This window comes from Armatimonadota bacterium, from assembly GCA_016789105.1.
In the GTDB taxonomy this organism is placed as follows: Bacteria; Armatimonadota; Fimbriimonadia; order Fimbriimonadales; family Fimbriimonadaceae; genus UphvI-Ar2.
Window position 1 is genome coordinate 14,680 of record JAEURN010000001.1, and the last position, 18,816, is coordinate 33,495.

At 59.1% G+C, this 18,816-nt stretch carries 22 protein-coding genes and 1 tRNA gene; 19 read left to right on the top strand and 4 right to left on the bottom strand.

Translation table 11 applies throughout. The features are described 5' to 3' along the window. The first annotated feature begins 60 nt into the window (after positions 1–60). Both JNM28_00070 and mazG read left to right on the top strand, forming a co-directional pair. Positions 61–999, top strand: a complete 939-nt coding sequence (locus JNM28_00070) for a peptidyl-prolyl cis-trans isomerase (GenBank protein ID MBL8066827.1) — start codon at positions 61–63, stop codon at positions 997–999. Between the two features lie 20 nt (positions 1,000–1,019). Beyond that, on the top strand, positions 1,020–2,021 hold the full coding sequence (mazG, locus tag JNM28_00075) for a nucleoside triphosphate pyrophosphohydrolase (protein MBL8066828.1): 1,002 nt from the start codon (positions 1,020–1,022) through the stop codon (positions 2,019–2,021). Here the strand turns inward: mazG and JNM28_00080 are convergent. Then, positions 2,007–2,495, bottom strand: a complete 489-nt coding sequence (locus tag JNM28_00080; protein ID MBL8066829.1) for a tRNA methyltransferase — start codon at positions 2,493–2,495, stop codon at positions 2,007–2,009. The two genes, mazG and JNM28_00080, sit on opposite strands and share 15 nt — an antisense overlap. 151 nt (positions 2,496–2,646) lie before the next feature. Here JNM28_00080 and JNM28_00085 point away from each other — a divergent pair, with 151 nt between their 5' ends. The 6 genes from JNM28_00085 to JNM28_00110 all read left to right on the top strand — a co-directional run bounded on the left by JNM28_00085 (position 2,647) and on the right by JNM28_00110 (position 7,845). Further along, a complete protein-coding gene (locus tag JNM28_00085; GenBank protein ID MBL8066830.1) occupies positions 2,647–3,483 on the top strand; it encodes a VWA domain-containing protein in 837 nt (278 codons plus the stop codon). Positions 3,484–3,485: 2 nt separating this feature from the next. After that, the gene (locus tag JNM28_00090) at positions 3,486–4,655 is read left to right on the top strand and encodes a hypothetical protein (protein MBL8066831.1); all 1,170 of its coding nucleotides are present in this window, start codon (positions 3,486–3,488) and stop codon (positions 4,653–4,655) included. A 12-nt stretch (positions 4,656–4,667) separates the two neighbouring features. Further along, on the top strand, positions 4,668–5,849 hold the full coding sequence (locus JNM28_00095) for a VWA domain-containing protein (GenBank protein MBL8066832.1): 1,182 nt from the start codon (positions 4,668–4,670) through the stop codon (positions 5,847–5,849). Continuing rightward, entirely contained in the window at positions 5,846–6,349 is a 504-nt protein-coding gene (locus tag JNM28_00100; GenBank protein ID MBL8066833.1) for a hypothetical protein, read from the top strand. The genes JNM28_00095 and JNM28_00100 overlap by 4 nt, the downstream gene beginning before the upstream one ends. 69 nt (positions 6,350–6,418) lie before the next feature. After that, positions 6,419–6,847 carry a MerR family transcriptional regulator gene (locus JNM28_00105; GenBank protein ID MBL8066834.1) on the top strand — a complete coding sequence of 143 codons (429 nt, stop codon included), beginning with the start codon at positions 6,419–6,421 and terminating at the stop codon, positions 6,845–6,847. After that, the gene (locus JNM28_00110; protein MBL8066835.1) at positions 6,844–7,845 is read left to right on the top strand and encodes an aldo/keto reductase; all 1,002 of its coding nucleotides are present in this window, start codon (positions 6,844–6,846) and stop codon (positions 7,843–7,845) included. The genes JNM28_00105 and JNM28_00110 overlap by 4 nt, the downstream gene beginning before the upstream one ends. Positions 7,846–7,978: 133 nt before the next feature. Here the strand turns inward: JNM28_00110 and JNM28_00115 are convergent, their stop codons facing one another. Then, a complete protein-coding gene (locus JNM28_00115) occupies positions 7,979–10,048 on the bottom strand; it encodes an elongation factor G (GenBank protein ID MBL8066836.1) in 2,070 nt (689 codons plus the stop codon). 183 nt (positions 10,049–10,231) lie between these two features. Here JNM28_00115 and JNM28_00120 point away from each other — a divergent pair, with 183 nt between their 5' ends. The 5 genes from JNM28_00120 to JNM28_00140 all read left to right on the top strand — a co-directional run bounded on the left by JNM28_00120 (position 10,232) and on the right by JNM28_00140 (position 13,000). Further along, entirely contained in the window at positions 10,232–10,693 is a 462-nt protein-coding gene (locus tag JNM28_00120; protein MBL8066837.1) for a winged helix-turn-helix transcriptional regulator, read from the top strand. 28 nt (positions 10,694–10,721) lie between these two features. Continuing rightward, on the top strand, positions 10,722–11,231 hold the full coding sequence (locus JNM28_00125; protein ID MBL8066838.1) for an SRPBCC family protein: 510 nt from the start codon (positions 10,722–10,724) through the stop codon (positions 11,229–11,231). 5 nt (positions 11,232–11,236) lie between these two features. Beyond that, a complete protein-coding gene (locus JNM28_00130; protein ID MBL8066839.1) occupies positions 11,237–11,827 on the top strand; it encodes a hypothetical protein in 591 nt (196 codons plus the stop codon). Between the two features lie 41 nt (positions 11,828–11,868). Next, positions 11,869–12,855 (top strand): hypothetical protein, encoded by a 987-nt coding sequence (locus JNM28_00135; protein ID MBL8066840.1) that lies wholly within the window; start codon positions 11,869–11,871, stop codon positions 12,853–12,855. Positions 12,856–12,913: 58 nt separating this feature from the next. Then, positions 12,914–13,000 (top strand) — tRNA-Leu (locus JNM28_00140). 50 nt (positions 13,001–13,050) lie between these two features. Here the strand turns inward: JNM28_00140 and JNM28_00145 are convergent. Continuing rightward, positions 13,051–13,686 carry a DUF642 domain-containing protein gene (locus tag JNM28_00145; protein MBL8066841.1) on the bottom strand — a complete coding sequence of 212 codons (636 nt, stop codon included), beginning with the start codon at positions 13,684–13,686 and terminating at the stop codon, positions 13,051–13,053. A gap of 94 nt (positions 13,687–13,780) precedes the next feature. Between JNM28_00145 and JNM28_00150 the strand changes: the two genes are divergently transcribed. The 4 genes from JNM28_00150 (at position 13,781) to JNM28_00165 (ending at position 17,007) form a co-directional block, all read left to right on the top strand. Continuing rightward, complete coding sequence (locus JNM28_00150) at positions 13,781–14,539, top strand: helix-turn-helix transcriptional regulator (GenBank protein ID MBL8066842.1); 759 nt, start codon at positions 13,781–13,783, stop codon at positions 14,537–14,539. A gap of 66 nt (positions 14,540–14,605) precedes the next feature. Beyond that, positions 14,606–15,019, top strand: coding sequence for a hypothetical protein (locus JNM28_00155; protein MBL8066843.1), 414 nt, complete (start codon positions 14,606–14,608; stop codon positions 15,017–15,019). Between the two features lie 133 nt (positions 15,020–15,152). Next, on the top strand, positions 15,153–16,007 hold the full coding sequence (locus tag JNM28_00160) for a hypothetical protein (protein ID MBL8066844.1): 855 nt from the start codon (positions 15,153–15,155) through the stop codon (positions 16,005–16,007). A gap of 28 nt (positions 16,008–16,035) precedes the next feature. Further along, positions 16,036–17,007, top strand: a complete 972-nt coding sequence (locus JNM28_00165; protein MBL8066845.1) for a glycosyltransferase family 2 protein — start codon at positions 16,036–16,038, stop codon at positions 17,005–17,007. Here the strand turns inward: JNM28_00165 and JNM28_00170 are convergent, their stop codons facing one another. Further along, complete coding sequence (locus JNM28_00170) at positions 17,008–17,562, bottom strand: hypothetical protein (GenBank protein MBL8066846.1); 555 nt, start codon at positions 17,560–17,562, stop codon at positions 17,008–17,010. Here JNM28_00170 and JNM28_00175 point away from each other — a divergent pair. Beyond that, positions 17,524–17,634 carry a hypothetical protein gene (locus tag JNM28_00175; GenBank protein MBL8066847.1) on the top strand — a complete coding sequence of 37 codons (111 nt, stop codon included), beginning with the start codon at positions 17,524–17,526 and terminating at the stop codon, positions 17,632–17,634. The two genes, JNM28_00170 and JNM28_00175, sit on opposite strands and share 39 nt — an antisense overlap. A gap of 281 nt (positions 17,635–17,915) precedes the next feature. Beyond that, complete coding sequence (locus tag JNM28_00180; protein ID MBL8066848.1) at positions 17,916–18,755, top strand: PEP-CTERM sorting domain-containing protein; 840 nt, start codon at positions 17,916–17,918, stop codon at positions 18,753–18,755. The last annotated feature ends 61 nt before the right edge of the window (positions 18,756–18,816 follow it).

The following is an 18,816-nucleotide window of genomic DNA, read 5'->3' on the forward strand; positions in this document are numbered from 1 at the left end:
CATTCTGGCCCGGTGGCCAACCCTTCTTGGGAAGTTGCCCGTCAGAATGCTTGGAACACTATGAAACGGATCGCATTGTTTGCCGGGGCCTTGTTCGCTTTGGCCGTTGCCGCCCACGCCCAAGAAGACCGCCCAATGCTTGTCGTCAATGGGCAGTCGATCATGCGGAGCAACTACATCAAACGGATGGAAGTTCTCCCGGGGGTTGGCAAGCAGTACGGGAACACGGTTGTGACGGCGATGCCCGGCTTTTTGACCCTGCAGGCGATGGTGAACGAAATGCTGACGCTACAGCTGGCCGCCGACCAGGGGGTGACCCCTTCGGAGGCGCAGATCACCGAAGAAATCGACTTCCGCACCAAGGAAAATCCAGATTACGTCAAGGCCTTTACAATGTTGGGGTTCACGATGGCCGACTTGCGCTATGACGTGAAAGTCCAGTTGGCCGAGTTCAATGTCATCACCAAAGGCATCAACATTGCCGACGCCCAAGTCACACGATATTACGAGGACAACAAAGCCAGGTTCACAAAGCCCAAACGTTACGCCCTGCGGGTCATCGCGGTCAATTCGGCCGATTCAAAGAAGCAGGTCGATGCCGCGCTCTCTTCGGGCAAGAAGTTTGCCGATGTCGCGGCCGAAATGAGCATTGACCTGACCACAAAATATGATGGCGGTTACATGGGTGAAATCGCCGAAGAATCGCTTTCGGGAGAAGTCAAGTCGCTGGTTACCGGGCTCAAGGCCGGCCAAACAACGCCATGGATCAAAGCACCCACCAGCGAAGTCAAGATCTACCTTGAAAAGGTGTTGCCCGAAGAAGTCGTCAAGCTAGACGATGTACTCAAGCGAAAAATCCGCAACAAGCTGATGGTGGACCGCGGCGGCGTGAAAAACGACATGGCGAAGCTGATGGACGAGGCCCGCAAAAAGGCACGTGTGGAATACCAGGGCACGCCGTTTGACGATGATCTCAAACAGCTGTTTTCCGGCGGTTAGGATCAGAGATCTCCCCTGCCATGCCGGAATCCGCTGAAGCGTTGCTGTCCCGGTTCGGTCTGGCCGGCCCGTACCAAGTGCACTATGCGCCTCTTGTGCTAGCCATCGACCAGAGGGCGCACCAGGTGTTCTATGGGTTCGGGCCCGAACTGCCAGATCGTCTCCGGCAGATTTACGGTCAGGAGTTCCCCGTCGGCGACCCCCTCGTCGTCCCGGCGCAAGACCAGTTCCATGCCGGCGGTTTGCCCGGATTGGTGCAGGTCGTAGACCGGCTTCTGGGCCCCGGCGGTTGCCCGTGGGACATCGAACAAACCCACACCAGCCTGAAGAAATACTTGTTGGAAGAATCTTACGAACTGTTTGAGGCCATCGATTCCAACGACCTGGGGGCGATGCGCGAAGAATTGGGCGACGTGTTGCTCCAACCCCTCATGCACGCCCAAATCAGGCGGCGGGACGGCGATTGGGGGATTGATGAGGTGGCCCGCGGGATCACCGACAAGTTGATTCGGCGCCACCCGCACGTTTTTGGCGGGGAGTCGGCGGCCGATTCGGAAGCCGTGCTTAAAAACTGGGATGCCGTCAAACGGGCAGAAAAAGAGGATCCAACTCGTTCGATCTTGGCCGGGATTCCCCATTCCATGCCGGCCTTGATGCTAGCCATGGAGGTGAGCAAGCGGGCGGCGCGGGCGGGGTTCGAATGGCCGGACATCGACGGAGTTTGGGAAAAATTCCGTGAAGAAGAGTCGGAACTGCGCGAGGCTTTGGCCTCGGGCTCCCGGGAAGATCAGGCATCAGAACTCGGCGACTTGCTGTTCACGGTTGTGAATCTGGCCCGGTGGGCGAAAATAGACCCCGAGGAAGCCTTGAGGCAAATGGTGGCTCGGTTCCGGTTGAGATTCCAATCGATGGAGTCATTGGCAGGCAAAGCGCTTACTGAGCTTTCTGCCGATGAATGGGACCAATTGTGGAACGAGGCGAAAGCAGCGGCCGCCAGCGACCAAACCCTAGCCGGCGGATGACCCGAACACGGCCGCGTAGGCGACGACAGCCGCCGCCGATGCCACGTTGAGGCTCCTCCCTTTACCGAACATGGGGATGAAGACGGCAAAATCACATTGCTCGATGACTTGGCCGTAGATTCCGCCGCCTTCGTTGCCCAGGACAAGGCAGGTTTTTTCGGGGAATCGGAATCCGTTGACATCGACGGCGCCTTCGGCGATTTCCACAGCGACCAAGCTCCACCCTTCGGATTTCATCGCGGCGATGGCATCGTCGTGCCGGGCAAAGTGCCGCCACGGAATGCGCCGGTGCTGTCCCATGCTTGTCACGGCGACCATGGGATTGGCCTCAGGCTGCGGCGACTTTCCGGTGAGGGTGATTTGGGTTGCCCCGCAGGCATCGGCCAATCGGAATAGGCCACCGACGTTGTATCCGTCCTCCCAATCTTGGGCCAAGAAGGCGATTTGGGGCCGGGCGGCATATTTACGCCTCATATCTTTGTGCAAGGACCGCACACCGGTTTTGCTTTGGATCGTTCTTCCGTGGGAGCCCGCCATTTGCCCTACTTGCGGATGCTACCAGGGCTTGGCGGATGTGACGGTCTGGGAATCCTGCACGTCTGTTTCGCGTTACTAGGAATCAACTATGTTTGGAAGCGACGGGGAACCGGCGGCAAATGTCGGAAAATTGAAAGAGATACGGGTGCAACTCGGGCCCCCTAATGGCGTATCTTTGGGTGTGCGCCGATTCGGATGGATTTTGACGGTGGGACTGGCAGTTGCCGGTTCGAGTTTGCTGCTTGCCGGCTGTGGGGCCGCCTCTGCCGTTGAGCAGCAAGTGCGCCACGAGACGTTTGCCCCCCAAAAGCCGACCGTGCAGGGGGTGGTCGTGCATGTGTACCTGGATCGCTCGGGTTCGGCCAAGCCGCTTCGCGAGGACATCAGCAAGCAGGTGTTGGAGTTGCTGGACACCTTCCCCGACGGGTTGGAAACAACGCTTTATTGGTACTCCCAAGAGTGCATCAAGATCGGTTCGACGGTGAGCAGCCTGCCCAATCTGACCCCGTTCATGAAGGACTACGTCAAGGACGATTCTGGCGATGACAAGGGGACGAAGGGCACCTATTTGGCAACGGCTTTCCGGGATTTGGAAACCCAGGCGACCCGCGACAGCGGGAAGCAAGTGATTGGCGTGTTCGTCTCCGATGGCGGGTTTGAAGACGATCAGAGCGTGCTGGCCAAAGAGACCGAAGTGTTGCGGGATATGCCAAACGTCACGATGTTGGTCTTTGTGGGATTGGACGCCGACGGAACGCAAAAACTAACGGTATTGGATAACGTTGTCCGCGACAAATTCATCGGTGGCAACGCCGGTGACGCCCAAAAACAGTTCTTTGACGTGACGCTTAAGAACGGCGGCACGAAACTTGAACAGGCAAAAGAAGCGATCGCCGGCCAAATAGCGGCCAACAAGCAGAACTAGCCATGAGCACGACCTTCGACCGACCTCCCGCGATCCCCGTCCCGCCCGTGCGCGAACGGATCGTTTCCCGGCCCAACCCCGAGCAGCAACTGGCGCACGAACAGCCCCGGTTGGTCACCGATTCCGAGCGGGACGAACTGGCCGCGACGGTTGAGCGGGACATGATGGAGCTTGGTTTTATGAGCCGGCACATTTGGGAAGCCCGGCAGTTCTTGCAAGCGTACGTCCGGTTAACCCAGCAGTGGCACGCCAGCCACGAAGCCCTGCAGCGCGACGAGACCATGAACGGCGGGTTCAGCGCCCGCGCAGCCGAATTCATCGAAGAGTGCCGGGCCATTGGGGGCCGGGTCAAGGCACCCAAATATGCCGACGCCCAAGGGTTGGAAAAGGTGTATCTCAAAGCCCTAAGCCACAGCCACATCACCACCAAAAAGCTCACTGGCGGCTTCTTCGCCCTTTTTGTGGCCGTCGTCCTCAAGGCCTACCTGTTGTTCCCGCTGGCGGGGGTCCTCATCGAGCCGATCGCGGATACAGGCGGGGTGATTAAGACGACTTTGTCGATCATTTTGGCGGTCTCGCTCAGTTACGGGATCACGTTCATGACCCGGTTCATCATGATGCTCATCGTCTCCCTGTCGCCGGGAGAGGGCTTCAAAGAAGTGAGGACAGCGGGGCAGATGTTGGGTCGCAAGATGACTGTCGCCATGCTCATCATGATGTCGGTCGCCCTTGTCGGATCGCTTCTGGCGTTCATGGGGATCGACATGCAATCGCTTGGCCAATCCAAAGGCCTCGCCAGCCCAGTCATGGCGGCCGGGGGCCTTGCCCTCCTGTTTGTCGGCACGGTGATCGCGTACGAATTCTTTGTGACTTACAAGATTATGCGGTACCAGATGGAACCGCAAAATGGCGATAAAGAGCGGCTCCGCACTTCCTATCTGAGTGCGCTCAAGCGATACCAAGACGAAGTCGCGTTGGCCCAGGGGCGCACCTTGGCGCTGCACGGGCAAGACGCCTGGCAAACGTTTATGGCGCAATTGGATGCCGTGCGGCCGGACAGCGCCAAAGCCCAAGAGCAGCGGGCCCGCGCCTTGAGAACCCTGCGCGGGGTGGCCACGGAATTCAAGAGTCTGGGCGCCAAACCGAACTCCAACCGCGCCTATATCAAATAAAGGAGAAACAGCATGGTCCCCAACCCCTGGCTCGTGCGTGGCGGACTCCTGTTGGGAGTCTCCTTGGCCGTCGTCGGGGCCCTTGCGGTCGTGAATGCCGGGGCTGGCCCAACCGCCTATGCCCAAACCGGTCGCGAAGGTGTTTTGATGCCGGAAGTCAAGCCGGTGCCCGTGGTTGAAAAACCCAAACCGCTGGTCAAGAAAGAAGAACGGCCCGAAGAGTTTGAACGGGTCATCCGGTTCCGGGTGCCCGATAGCGAAGTGGACCCGTTGAGCTTTGTTAGCTTGACCAAAGATGTTGGCGTCCACGTCAAGAACGTTAAGCCGATTACCGAAACAACCCGCGACCAGCGCGGAAAGTCGATCATGCTGCTTATGGACAACAGTTACAGCATGGTTCAGCCTTCCCCGCCAAGCCCGTGGAACAGCGACTGGCTCCCGGCCGCCGACAAGGATTACCGGCGGATCGAAGCGGTTAAAGCCCTGCTCGAAGTTCTGACCCCGGAAGACCGGGTGGGCCTCGCGACGTTCCCCCGGCTCAACCCGCAACCCGGTTACCGCATCCCCCGCGTGGAACCGCCGGAAGTGTTGCAAGGTTTTTCCAAACCGATCGACATCTTGCCAAAGCTCGATATGCTCCGGGGCAACGAGAACTCGGGAACCCCGCTCTACCGCGTCGTTTCCATGTCGATCGACTGGATGGCGGGCGAGACGGACCGCCCCAAAATTGCCGTCTTGCTCACCGATGGGCGGGATACGGGCTCTGATGCCGGGATGCCGCCCGACCTGGCCCAAAGGGTGAAAGACAGCGGGATCACGCTCATCTCCATTGCTTTGGGGCCGGCTCCCGACCTCGATGCGCTGAAATCGTTTTCGACAGATGTGATCCTGGTTGCTGACAGCCAACAACTCGTGCCCACCTTCCGCCGCTTGGCGGAAAACCTCAAAACTTCGACGGTTGGTTACGACGTCGAGATCGAGATCACCCGACCTGGCCGGGCCTTTGAAGACGACGAAAATGTGACGGTCGGTTACCGGAGCGCCAAGTCTCCCAAGAGGATGACTGTCCGGGTCGGCGGCGAGCTGCCTGCCCCTGCTTCCGACGAATCTGCCACTCGAACCGCAAAGCCGGACCAAACCAAAAAAACTGGTTCCGATACTGGCAACCCGTCGGCCCCAACCACCAAGATATGACGTACTTCAAGCACTCCATCTTGCTGACATTGCTGTTCATCCTGTTGCCCGTTTTGGCTAGGGTGATCATCAACCGCGTCAACCGGAGGGTGGGGGTTGCGGAGGTTCCGATCGACTGGATGTTCTTGCTCCAATGCTTGGGGCTGGGCATCGTTTTCCCACTGGCGGCAAACGGCACTTGGGAGCTTTTGACGAAATTCAACATGATGCCCATGCCGGCCCGCTATGTCAGCCTGGGGTTGGTTGGAGGGCTTTATGGCTGGTTCATGGGGCTCCAAGATTACGTTTACAAGTGGCCAGCCATCGTGCTGGGGATTGGCGGGGGTTTGTTGACAGCGTTCCTTTATGGGGTTTTGGCGTTCAACACCCTCACGTTGGCTGTTTTCGCCATGACCCTAACCGTCTTGCCGTTGTTGGCGATCGAATTCCCGCAGGGCCCAATCGGGCGGATCATTCAAGCCGGGCAGAGCTTGGTGCCGTTGCGCGGATATTTGCGTTAAGTTTCCGCCAAGGTCCCAATTGCCCTTGACTTAGAGCGCGCTCTCATTTTGTAGCCTACACTCGAGGAGATGGAGCGGCTCTACACGATTGGCGAAGTTGCCTCGCAACTCGGGGTGACCACCCACATGCTCCGGTATTACGAGCGGGCAGGTTTGCTCCATGCGGTGCAACGCACGGCCGGCAATGCACGCCGGTACCCGTCAGCCGCCATCGATCTGATCCGGCTGCTGCGCAAACTGCGCGAAACCGGGATGCCGATTGCACGGATGCGGGAGTATGTTGACCTGATCGCCGACGGCCCCGCCACCATCGAGGCCAGGCAAGAACTGCTGCGCGCACACCGCGACAGCCTATGCAGCCAAATTGACGCATTGGAACATTGCAAAGCCTTGGTCGACGCCAAACTGGACGTTTACCACGCGGGCTGCTCGATGGAAGATACCGGGCACCCCGCCGTGCGCAAGCTGACCCAACTCCTCCAAGGCACCAAACCATGAAACAACGAACAATCGCAAACCGCCAAATCGGCGAAATCGGCCTGGGCTGCATGGGCATGTCGTGGGCTTACGGCTCCGCCGACGAAAGCGAATGTCTCCGGGTACTTGACCGGGCCCTTGAGGCCGGGGTCAACCATTGGGACACCGCCGACATCTATGGGCCGTTTACCAACGAAGAGCTGCTGGCCAAAGCATTGAAAGTCCGGCGCGACCAGGTGTTCTTGGCGACGAAATTTGGCAACGTCGCCGATAGGAGCTTGACCAGCCACCAAGACCAGGTCGAAGCCGGGAACGGCTGGATTGTGGATGGAACCCCGGCCTACGCCCGCAAATGCCTTGAAAACAGCCTGAAACGGCTCCAGGTTGAATCTATCGACCTTTACTACCTCCACCGGGTCGACCCTCTTGTCCCGATTGAGGAGACTGTCGGCGAAATGGCGAAGTTTGTCGAAGAAGGCAAGGTCAAAGCGATCGGCATCAGCGAGGTCGCCGCCGATACGGTCCGCCGCGCCCACGCCACCCACCCAATCGCTGCGGTGCAGAACGAACTCTCGTTGTGGACGCGGGATTCGCTGGACGACGTGCTACCGGTAACGGAGGAGCTCGGAATCGCGTTCGTCCCCTATTCCCCTCTAGGCCGGGGCTTTTTGACGGGACAAATCAAATCTTTGGCCGACCTGCCGGAAGACGACTGGCGGCGATCCAACCCCCGGTTTTCGGAAGAGAACTTTGCTGTGAACCTGGAACTGGTCAAAGTCGTGGAATCGATCGCAGCTGAGGCTGGGGCAACCCCTGCGCAAGTAGCCATCGCCTGGGTGTTGCGGCAGGGTCAAAACGTCTGCCCGATCCCGGGCACCAAAAAGCTCTCGTACCTGGAGCAGAACGTGGGGGCCTCGGATGTGGTGCTGGGGGCCTCGCAACTTCAGGAGCTCGATGCGTTGAGCGAAGCGGCGGGCCAGCGCTACCCAGAAGCAGGTATGGCGTTTATCAAGGGTTGATCCGACACCCCGGTCATCCAGAACGGCTTTTCTGATCGATCTGGAGATGGCTCCGCTGGGGCATGACGGCCCATGCGGAAGGGTTTTGTGAAATCGTCGCGGCCCCCCGGCAAGCCGGGGGGCCATCGACATGTCAGTGGAGTTCCGCGTGATTGGCTTCGGCTTGATGGGCCTTGATGAGTTGCTCGGCTTCGTGGTGGGGCACATCGGCGTACCGCGCGAAGTCGGCGCGGAAAATCCCCCTCCCTTTAGTGAGGGATCGGAGATCCAGCGCGTAGCGCATCATCGTGGCCATCGGCACCTCGGCCCGGATGCGGGTTTTGCCGGCGCCACATGGTTCCATTCCGGACATGTGCCCGCGCCGGGTGTTGAGATCGCCGACGACCTCGCCGACCGAATCATCCGGAACATCGATCTCGACGCTGAGGATCGGTTCCATTAGAACGGGGTTGGCTTTTTCGGTCGCGGCACGGAAGGCGATTTGGCCCGCCATCTTAAAGGCGGCTTCGCTCGAATCGACGTCGTGGTAACTGCCGTCATACACGGTGGCCTTGATGTCCACCACCGGGTACCCGGCCAGCAGTCCTTTCGACATCGCTTCGACGACTCCCTTTTCCACGGCCGGGATGTAGTTTTTGGGGATTGAACCACCGACGACTTTGTTGGCAAATTCGAATCCTGTGCCCCCGGCAAGGGGTTCCAGTTCCAGCCAGCAATCGCCGTATTGGCCCTTGCCACCGGTTTGCCGCTTGAACTTCCCTTGCGCTTTGGCATTCCCGCGGATGGTTTCCCGGTAGGGCACACGCGCTTCTTGCGTTTCGACATTGACACCGAACCGGACTTTGAGCTTTTCAATCGCGGTGTCAATGTGGATGTCGCCGAGCCCTTCGAGGAGTTCTTGGTGGAGTTCGGCGTCGCGGGTGTATCGCAAGGTGGGGTCTTCTTCCAGCAGCCGATCCAGGGCGGGACCGAGCTTATCCTCGTCGGCTTTGGTGACCGGTTTGATGGCCACTCGGTATACCGGCAACGGGAAATCGGGCTTCCACATTTTGATCGGCTTGTCTTTGTTACACAGAGTGTCGCCGGTGTGGGTGTTCGTAAGCTTTGCAACCACGCAGATGTCCCCCGCCACCACCCGATCCACATTCTCCGGGTTTTTGCCGTGGGGGGTGAACAAGTTGTGGACGCGTTCCGTTTCACCCGATTCAGAGTTCAAGACGTTGTCATCGGCTTTGAGCGTCCCGCTGAAGACCCGGATGTAGTTGAGCTTTCCGACGTAGGGGTCGGCGGTAGTTTTGAAGCAATAGGCGATCAACGGGCCGTTCGGATCTTCTTCGTAATGTTGCCCTTGGATGTCGAGCGGCTTGTAGACGGGCGATGGGAGCTCGCCGATGATCCGGTCGAGCAGCGTGGCAACGCCGATGCCGGTGTGGGCAGAGCCCAACAGCACGGGGACGACTTTCCCGCTGAGCGTCCCTTCCATCAGGCCATGTTCGACTTCTTCCGGCGTGAGTTCGTTGCCTTCCAAAAATTTCATCGAGAGTTCGTCGTCACCCTCTGCGGCGGCCTCCATCATTTTTTCGTGCCGCTCTTCGGCCTCGGATTTGAGCGAATCGGGGATGTCTTCGATAATTTCGCCCCGATCCCGGCCTTTGTAGACCTTCATCTGGACAAGGTCGAGGATTCCACTAAAGGCCGCTTGTCGCCCGATCGGGATTTGAACGTTGACAATGCGGCGACCATAGCGTTGGTGGAGGGTGTCGATGAGCCCTTCGTAGTCGGCGTTGTCCCGCTCCAGCTTGTTGATAAAGATGCACTTGGCGAGGTTGTGGCGTTCGGCCACGTCCCAAGCGAGGTCAAAGCCGACATCGAGGTCGGCCTTGGCTTCGACGACGAAGACGAAGGATCCAACGACTTCTGCGACGGCGTTGAGTTCGCCGGCAAAATCCGGGAACCCTGGGACATCGATGAGGTTGATTTTGTGCCCGTGGTATTCCAGGGGTGTGACGCTGGCGCTGATGCTAATTTTGCGCCTGACTTCCAACGGGTCGTAATCGCTTTGCGTGTTGCCGGCCTCGACGGTTCCCACGCGGTCGGTTGCCCCGGCGGTGTAGAGCATGTGTTCCACCAGCATTGTCTTGCCGGCACCGCCGTGGCCTACAATGGCCACATTTCTGATCTGTTCGGGTGTGAATTGTTTCACCGTTTCTTCCTATGGAAGGCCCGGCGCTCTCGGCCCAGTTTGGTCGGGGGCGTCGATCCCTTAACCTAGGTTAACAAATTCATGGTTCGGCTCCAAGCCATTTCTCAGACAATTTCTCAGGATAGTGGAAAATCCGCAATTATTTTTTAGATTATTCAAATCATTAGGCTATACTAACGAAAGATGGAATCGGATGTCGAAGCGGTTTTGGGGGCCTACCCGCGGATCTACTTTGCCTGCCACTCCCGGCATGTCCAGGATCCGGAGTCGGGACATGTCCTGACGTCCCGGCAGGCCAGCTTCCTCGACCATTTGGACATTGCCGAGCCGGTGAGTTTGAAATCGTTGGCTGGCCACTTGGGTGTCACTCCGGCCACAGCGTGCGTTACGGTTGACCGGTTGGAGCGGCTCGGCTATGTCAAGCGAACTCGCCAAGGGCCCGACCGCCGGGTCGTCCAGATCCTGCTGACCGAAGCGGGCCTCCGCATTTCCGAATCGAATTCGGTCCTCGACCCCGCACGGGTTGAAGCGATGCTCGGGCTAATGGGCGAATCGGACCGGGGCAAGGCGGTCGCCGGGCTAAGGATCCTGGCGGAGGCCGCTACGGGATTGATCCAGAAATTCGGTTCCGGATGGAGCTATTGAATTGAAACACAAACGTTGGAAACCAAAAATGACCATAGCATTCGCAATTTTCGGCCTTGTCCTTTTGGCACTTGGGGGCATGTTTGCAGTCGGGGCAGCGCTGCCTGTCGGGCATGTGGCCACCGTCCGCACCGTTGTGGACGCCAACCCTAGCCAGGTTTGGGCTTTGCTGACCGATGTCGAACACTTCCCGGACTGGCGCAAAGACGTGAAGTCGGTTGTCTGTAAAGACTCCGTCGGCGGCTATGCGTCCTGGGTCGAGGTCACGGATTTCGGCGAAATCCCGTTGACGGTGATTGACCAGGAACAGAACGTGACGTTGACGGCCAAGATCGATGGCCAAGATTTGAAGTTTGGAGGGACTTGGACGTGGGAACTTGCGGGACAAGGCTCCCAGTGTGAAGTGACCATCACGGAGAGGGGAGAAGTCTATTCCCCACCATTCCGCTTCCTTTCCAAATACATCTTTGGCCACGACCGGACTTTGAAGGCTTATGCGGCATCGCTCGAGGCAAAGCTGGGCCGGGGGGGCGCCTGATGGGGATGGAACGCCTTTGCACAGCCATGCTGAACGGACAGCAGGGCGAAGGCAAGGCCCATTGCGGCGACGGAGTGGTCGAGTTCCGGGGCGACATCCGGTTCCGATGGCAGTGGAAAGACCTCGATTCCGTTTCAGCCATCGATGGCACTCTGACGCTGGCCAAGGGGCCGGACGCCGCCGTCCTGAACCTGGGGGAGGCGGCAGAAAAGTGGGCGCATGCGATTTTGCACCCCAAAAGCCGGATTGACAAATTCGGGCTGAAGCCGAGCCACACTTACCGGGCGGTTGGGGAGTTCGACGCCGAATTCGCTCCGGAGCTTTGCGGCCGGGCTGGCCCGCCAACCGAGGGCACAGTGGATGTTCTGTTCATCCGGCTCCACGCCCCTTCAGACCTCCAGAAGTTGGCCGAGGGCCGGGATGCAATCCACCGAAACGGCATGGTTTGGGCGGTATGGGCTAAGGGGCGCAAGGAGTTCGGCGAAAACGATGTGCGGGCGTTCGGGCTGGAGAACGGTTTGGTCGATGTCAAGGTCGCCAAGTTCAATGATGAGCTTTCGGCATTGAAGCTTGTCATACCGACCGCATTGCGATAAAGAAGCCAGGGGGCCCACTGGCGCGTCGGAACAAGTACGCCATGGCCTCCGTTGCATTCCTATTGGCCCTTGCCGGGCGTCCTGACGGTGTGTGCCTCCTGGAAAGCTGTGCGCAGGAGATAGCACCTTCAGCCCCAGAAATCCGCCAAACATCCCTGGAGGGGTTGAACCTGGCCACCGATTCCAAGTTCCAATTGGTTTCGGGGGACACAGCGGGCTACCGGGCCTACCAAGCCGTCATCCGGGATGCCGAAGGGAGATTGGACCAAGTTTGGACGGTGGCGGTGACGGATTTAGACAGCCTGCCCCAAAAGCCGACGGCAGAAGAACTTTGCGCATTGCATGAACGGGCGGGGCGCACCAGGAAGGGTTTTGCCAGCCAACTGTTCCAATCGATTCCCGGGGTTCTTGGCGGCCGGCCAATGGTCGCCCTCATCGGGAGTGCTTTGACATCGGACACGGCCCGGCCCCTGTTGCACATCTCAGCGGTCTTTTCAACCGAAGCCAGAATGTATGAGGCCACCTGGCTCGGGTTTGGCGCCAAAGGGCTTGCGGAAGCGCAGAAGGCCATCGACACGATCAAGCTCGACCATGGGGGGAAAATGGATTCGGCGAAGATCGAAACCAAGCTTTTGGGCGACTATTCCCTTCTCGGCATGCCGTTCCGTTTCCGGCTCCCCGGGCCAGCTACCCCCAAGCCTGCGGGGCTCTCTGACGGCATGGTGAGCCACTACACCGGAGAAGTCTTCGGTGACGATTGGTACGCGACATTGGAATTGGCGGAATGGGATTCTCCACCTGGCACCACGCCGGCCGAGATCCTGAAGCAGTTGGGGGATCCTGAGTGGAGCGGCTTTGAATTTGAGCGCGGGGACGGCTTATGGTCCTGCCCGGATGTACCAATCGGCAACGGCCGGCATGCGCGGATCGAGCTGGCCGTGGAGGGACGTTTTGCCGCCCTGCTCGCGGTCAGCGCCCCACAAGGTTCTAACCTTCCCCCCCGCTCGGTGTTCCATGTTTCCAAGTAGGACAGGGCCCCCCGTGGGCGCGGCAAGCCGGGGATGTGGGGGTATATTTGCAGTCCGTGCCCAGGTGGCGGAATTGGTAGACGCGCTAGTTTCAGGTACTAGTTCTCGCAAGGGAGTGAAGGTTCGAGTCCTTTCCTGGGCACCAAAAAACCCTGGTTGATGCATTCAACCAGGGTTTTGCATTTTTGGGCCGGGTTACTTCCTCTTGCGCAACAGAGCGGCGGCGGCCAGACCGGCGATGGCCAGGGTTGCCGGTTCCGGAACGGCTTCGACAGAAAAATCATCGACGATGTAGGAGTTGTCGTTGAACCCGGATTCCGGATTTTCCAAAATCCGCAGGCGATAGTCGGTGCCATCCCCGACAAAACTTAGTTGGCGGTGGTGGACTCCGAGGTTATCCCAGTTTTGGAGGTCTTGCACAACGATGGCGCCGCTGGAGGCGACTTCGATGCGGACATCGAGCACGGCCCCGCTGGCCATCCATCCTAGCCAATTGTAGTCCAAGGTGTAGGACACCCCTGCGGAGGTGGCGAAATCTTGGTAGAAGTCGGCATTGTGGCCGTTTTGCCCTTCGCCATCCGTATTGACGCTGTAGGCACCCGAGATCGTCGGGTAGGCCCCGGGGTTTTTGTGGATAGTGACCGAGTGGCCGGACGCGATAGTCCAACCGGGCATTTGGCCGGGATCGAGCCGGGTGTAAGACCCGTCGCCGTTGATGCCAAAGTTCGGTTGGTTTTCAAAGTCGCCGTTGACGATCAGGTTGGCGTGAGCCCCGGCTGACACGGCCAAAACGGCAAGCCAGGCCGCTGATTTCGTGAATTTTGATTTCATCTCCATGGTTCCCTCCAATGAGGCAGACCTAGTCTACATGCATCATGGCGACTTTTTGTTTGTGCCTATCGGCCAGTGATGGTATAAATCCGCCATGGTCGGGTACCACCTTGCCGATTTGAGTTTGCCGCCCAACCGGATTTTTGTGGGTGACGGCGATTTGACGGCGGAAAAGTTGGAATGGGCGCAACCGGCCGACATGTGGACCTTGGTCTATTACGAGCACACCAACGCGGTCACCCAGCAGAATTCGACCGCCTTGGTGGAACCGGGCACCATTGTGGTTTTCGCCCCGGGTGTGCGGGGAGCCCATGGCCGGGTTGGGCCTGACACGCATTTCCAATTTTTGACCTTTTCCCTCCCCGGCCTTGGCAAGCAGATCCATTCCATCCCCCGGTTGATCACCGACCGCGCCCACGTTTTTGCCGACCTGCGGCGAGCATCATCGCGGATCACGGACGCGACGGAACCTGCGGTCGCCTTTGTGTGGAATTTTTTGTGGTGCGTTTCCGAACCTAAGTCCCGCCATCGGGGCCGGGATGTGCTTTACCAGGTCGAAGCGTATGTGCGGCAAAACTTGGGCCGCAAGCTAACGGTGAACGAGTTGGGGGCGCACGCCGGACTTTCCCAACGGCAACTCCTGCGATTGTTCCGCGAAGAGCACAACATGACGGTTCAGGAATATGTCCGCCAACTTAAAGTCCAAGAGGCGACACGGCTGTTGCTTTCGACTGATCTGCCGGTAAAGGCGGTGGCGTCAAGGGTTGGGATTTCCGACCTGCAAGAGTTCAACAAACTCATCCGATGGGCGACCGGTGCGTCCCCATCGGCCTATCGGGCTGGATCCAATTGACCGGGTGGGGAACTCTTTTCGCCCAAAACGTATTAAACTCAAGGTTCGTAGCCATCGGAAGAAACCATGAAGAAGATCCTGCTCACCGCTGTTTTGGCCGCCTGTTCGGCCTTTGCCCTCGTCGCCTGTTCACCGACGCAAGAAGCCTCCTCCAAGAACCCAGCTAGCGAAGCCGCCACCGCGGGCACCGCAACTGCCTCCAAGGTCAAATGCGAAAAGTGCGGGGCCGAAGTGGATGCCAGCGCGATCAAGGAGGTCGACGGCAAGAAAATTTGCGTCAACTGTGCGGAAGCAAATGATGGCAAACATGATGCCGATATGGTTTCCTGCGCCGGTTGCGGAATGCAGGTGGCCAAAGCGGACGCCATTGAAAAGGATGGCAAAGAGTACTGCTCCCACTGCGCCGAATCCATGGGATTGAAGAAAGAAGAATCGGGCGCAACGACTGAAACCCCTAAAACCGAAGGCGAAAGCCACTAACCCCGGCTTAGACCCTTAACCGCCCCGGCCCGCAATGTGGGCCGGGGCGTTGCCTTGCCGGACAACCCAAATCGTACAAATTTGGGGCGTTTCTGCCCCTCTGGCCCGTCCTCCCTCTTAAGGGGATATCACGATGGCCAGCCTTTCCAATCCCGGACTTTACGCCAAAATCATGGATTTCCAAATCGACGACCCCGGTGTGGCGTTGCCATTTTCTCGGCGGTTGGCGCGGGAAAACGGGTGGTCTCCAGAATTTGCCGACCGGGTGGTTGGGGAATACCGACGGTTCGTCTATTTGTGCTTGGCCGCCGGCCACCCCTGCACGCCAAGCGACGAGGTGGACCAAGCCTGGCACTTGCACATGTTGTACACCTCAAGCTATTTCGGCCGGTTCTGCCCCGAAGTTTTGGGCAAGACCTTGTCGCATGAACCGACTAAAGGCGGTAGCCATGAAAACCGAAAGTTCGACGATTGGTACAGCCGGACGGTCGAGTCGTACCGTTTGGAATTCGGCGAAGCCCCCCCGCCTGACATTTGGCCCCCAAACAACATCCGGTTTTCGCGGCCCATGCAATTCAAGCGGGTCAATGTGGCGGATTATTACCTCATCCCCCGGCGGGCCGTCGCCCAAGGAGCTTGGGGGTTGGCGGGTTTGGCCGGGTCTGCGGCGGCAATCGGCTGCACCACACAGGTGGCCGGGGCCGGGATGTTAGGCCCCGCGGGCAGCATCGTCCTCTGGGTGGGTGGCACCGTCATTTTGGGGGCGATTGTTTTGGCACTCGCCCGCCTCTCGCGGGGCCGAGGGGGTTCCGGCGGCTCCTCGGGATGCAGCCCGGGGGTCGACACTTTTTCGCATGGGGACAGCCACGGACACCACGGCGGGCATGATTCTAACGGCTGCGGCTCACACGGTTGCGGCTCGAGTGGGTGCAGTTCAAGCGGGTGCAGTAGCGGTTGTGGGGGTGGTTGCGGAGGCGGCGGGGATTAGATGCTCCCCACGGTAAATTAGGGGCGGCATGCCGCTGGTCACCGTTGTCATCCCCAGCTACAATCACGCCGCGTTCCTGCCCGAATGCCTGGATTCGATCCTGGCCCAGACATTTACAGACTGGCAAGCGCTGGTGATCGATGATGGGAGTCGGGATGATTCGGTGGCCGTTGCGGAACGGTATGCCCGCGCCGACCAAAGGATCTCCGTGTTTTCTAATCCCGAAAACCTAGGCACCTACGGCACCGAGGCCCGAGGTCTCGGCATGGCCGAATCCCCGTTTGTCGCCATCATGAACAGCGACGACGTTTGGGCGGCCGAGAAGCTCGCCGTGCAGACCCGGCAGCTGGAGGAGAACCCCGAAATCTGCCTCAGCTATTGTTTGGGGAATCTCATCGCTTCCGATGGTTCGGCCATCCCTGGCGACGTCCACAGCGATTGGCCGAAAACTCCTGTTCAACGCCCCTTGGACCGACTGGTTTACGAAAACCGGATCTTGGCGAGCGGGGTCGTTTGGCGGCGGGAGTCGGTGCGGTTCGAAACAAGCCTGCGATATTCCGGCGACTGGGTTGCCCTGTTGGAGGCCTGTTCCCGGTCTCCGTTCGGTTGTATCGCCGAGCCGCTGGCGTTTTGGCGGCAACACCCGCACAACTCCTACCTGCTTTCCTCTCGGCAAGCCGCCGAGGAGATCCGGGTTCGGGAGGCGATTGCCGTCCGCGCCGGCGAGCTTGCGCACATTGAGGGTGTCAAGCCTGGGTTGGCGCAAAACGCGCTCAACCTGGCCGCCCTTTACGCCCTTTTCCATGAGCCCGGCCGGGCTCGCCGCTCCCTTGCCCAGGGGATCCGCTTTCACCCCGGTCGGGCGGCCCTTTGGCGGCGGGTTGCCGCCTCCTTTCTCCCTGTGGGTGCATTCCGCTCCCGGTTGTGGCCGGGAGTTCCAGATGGCCCTGATTGGAAAAATTTGGGCCGCGTTAGCGAGCTTTCCCTCCGGCTTGGCTGATCAGGGGAGGTTCCAGTCGACCCCGTTGGCCGCCCCCATGGCGGCAATGTCGTGCAGATAAAGTTCCGCCAACTCCATCGTTCCCGATGCATTGGTGTCCGCCCCGACCAACTCCCGGGAGAAGACCTGCAGCACAAGTTGGGAAACTGTTGGCGTGGCACGGCTCAGAAGCAAGGCATGGCCCCATTGCCCGTTGGTTTCCAGCTGTCCTTCGCAGAACGCGACGTTGCCTCCATCGGGGGAACCGGCTGAATAGGTCACGGCTTCAAAGCATCGGCCACTCCCCAGCAGCGAAGCCTTAACCCGGAGCGAGAAGAGGAACCATTTGTTGGCGAAGGAAGCCACCGGCACGCCCTTCCACGCGACGATCAGGGTGCCATCGCCGGAAGCCTGGATCCGGACACTGGCGCCATCCAGCCCGGACGGCGTGACTAGTTGCTCGGTGAATGTGGCCGGATATCCGCCGCCAACGGCGGTCACGAACGGCAAAGCAGCCGGATTGAGTCCGATTCCATGATGCCCCTCTTGGAGCCCCATGATGTCTGTGTTTTTCAACGGACGGATGTGCCAAAGATCGGCCACGTGATCCTATTCCGGTCACACGATCGTTTGGTCACGGTGAAATAACTCAAACACAACGGGGTCAATTATCTGCTCCACCCCCTCAACCCAACCTACGATGACTCACCGGCCAATGGCCAAATGCTGGGATTCCTCGTCGGCATCGTCCGCGAACGCGGGACCCAGCGGCTCACGGTCTTCGATTCAACAGGGATCCTCCCCTGAACGAACAATGCCCGCATAAATACTGGATTCTGTCAAGTCCCGGACAATTATTAAGGATTGAGAGTATCGTTGCAATTGGAAGTGGTCAGGGTTGCTGACCCTTTCAAAAGGAAAGGAGCACAATGAAAATCAAGATCACGGCAGTAGCCGTCGCATCGTTGGCCGTCTCGTCGGCCTTCGCTCAAACAACCATCTATTCCAACAGCCCCACCGGGGATGCCTTCACCAACGCCGGCTCAAGCGGCGCATTCCAAACCGTGGCGTCGCCAACCGGTTTTGCCAACGCCTCTTGGTACTATTCCGAAGTCAAAAATGGCGGGATCGTGGGCATCGATGGCGCCAACCCGCGCACCGGATCCGAGAACGGTTCGGCGCACTTCAATGTGGCAGCCAATGCGCTGGGCGGCCGCGCCGATATGGAACTCCGCGACACCACTGCCGGATATCTCGGCCTGTTTGACAATGTCACGGCTTGGTCAGTCGACACCTACACGCTCTCCGGGGATATCCCCAACAGCGCCCTGAACCTCAGGATGGAACTGTACAACCCGAACAACAACATGTACGGCAACTTGGTGTTCGACCCGACCGATACCCCCTCATTTAACACCCCGGTCACGGGATTGCAATGGAACACATTCGATTTCTTCAGTGCCGGCAACACCTACAAGTTGAACGCGACGAGCAGCCTGGGCGCGGCCTATGGCGCCCTGCTTAGCGGTGGCACGCCCATGACCTTCGCCAGTTGGCAATCCGCACTCGCTGGTCAAGGGTTCCTTGTCCTCAGCGTCGATATGGGCTGGGGAACCGCAACATCGGCCTTTGAAGGTTATGCCGATAACTACGCGCTGGGATTCGGCGGCCAAACCCAGACTTACAACTTCGAAGTCGTTCCGGAGCCCGCCACAATGGCGGTTCTGGCTCTGCCGGCATTGGCGGCCCTGCGGCGTCGAAAAAAGTAAGTTCTGCCAAAACACTTATACAGCCGTCGCCGATTTTTGGTCGGCGGCGGCTTGTTTTGTC

Bases quoted from the DNA above. Each gene is read 5' to 3' on its own strand.
- JNM28_00180 (MBL8066848.1), top strand. From the start codon at position 17,916: ATGAAAATCAAGATCACGGCAGTAGCCGTCGCATCGTTGGCCGTCTCG.
- JNM28_00150 (MBL8066842.1), top strand. From the start codon at position 13,781: ATGGTCGGGTACCACCTTGCCGATTTGAGTTTGCCGCCCAACCGGATT.
- JNM28_00130 (MBL8066839.1), top strand. From the start codon at position 11,237: ATGGAACGCCTTTGCACAGCCATGCTGAACGGACAGCAGGGCGAAGGC.
- JNM28_00070 (MBL8066827.1), top strand. From the start codon at position 61: ATGAAACGGATCGCATTGTTTGCCGGGGCCTTGTTCGCTTTGGCCGTT.
- JNM28_00125 (MBL8066838.1), top strand. From the start codon at position 10,722: ATGACCATAGCATTCGCAATTTTCGGCCTTGTCCTTTTGGCACTTGGG.
- JNM28_00145 (MBL8066841.1), bottom strand. From the start codon at position 13,686: ATGAAATCAAAATTCACGAAATCAGCGGCCTGGCTTGCCGTTTTGGCC.
- mazG (MBL8066828.1), top strand. From the start codon at position 1,020: ATGCCGGAATCCGCTGAAGCGTTGCTGTCCCGGTTCGGTCTGGCCGGC.
- JNM28_00095 (MBL8066832.1), top strand. From the start codon at position 4,668: ATGGTCCCCAACCCCTGGCTCGTGCGTGGCGGACTCCTGTTGGGAGTC.
- JNM28_00105 (MBL8066834.1), top strand. From the start codon at position 6,419: ATGGAGCGGCTCTACACGATTGGCGAAGTTGCCTCGCAACTCGGGGTG.
- JNM28_00155 (MBL8066843.1), top strand. From the start codon at position 14,606: ATGAAGAAGATCCTGCTCACCGCTGTTTTGGCCGCCTGTTCGGCCTTT.
- JNM28_00175 (MBL8066847.1), top strand. From the start codon at position 17,524: ATGCCCCTCTTGGAGCCCCATGATGTCTGTGTTTTTCAACGGACGGAT.
- JNM28_00135 (MBL8066840.1), top strand. From the start codon at position 11,869: ATGGCCTCCGTTGCATTCCTATTGGCCCTTGCCGGGCGTCCTGACGGT.
- JNM28_00110 (MBL8066835.1), top strand. From the start codon at position 6,844: ATGAAACAACGAACAATCGCAAACCGCCAAATCGGCGAAATCGGCCTG.
- JNM28_00160 (MBL8066844.1), top strand. From the start codon at position 15,153: ATGGCCAGCCTTTCCAATCCCGGACTTTACGCCAAAATCATGGATTTC.
- JNM28_00090 (MBL8066831.1), top strand. From the start codon at position 3,486: ATGAGCACGACCTTCGACCGACCTCCCGCGATCCCCGTCCCGCCCGTG.
- JNM28_00100 (MBL8066833.1), top strand. From the start codon at position 5,846: ATGACGTACTTCAAGCACTCCATCTTGCTGACATTGCTGTTCATCCTG.
- JNM28_00085 (MBL8066830.1), top strand. From the start codon at position 2,647: ATGTTTGGAAGCGACGGGGAACCGGCGGCAAATGTCGGAAAATTGAAA.
- JNM28_00120 (MBL8066837.1), top strand. From the start codon at position 10,232: ATGGAATCGGATGTCGAAGCGGTTTTGGGGGCCTACCCGCGGATCTAC.
- JNM28_00165 (MBL8066845.1), top strand. From the start codon at position 16,036: ATGCCGCTGGTCACCGTTGTCATCCCCAGCTACAATCACGCCGCGTTC.
- JNM28_00080 (MBL8066829.1), bottom strand. From the start codon at position 2,495: ATGAGGCGTAAATATGCCGCCCGGCCCCAAATCGCCTTCTTGGCCCAA.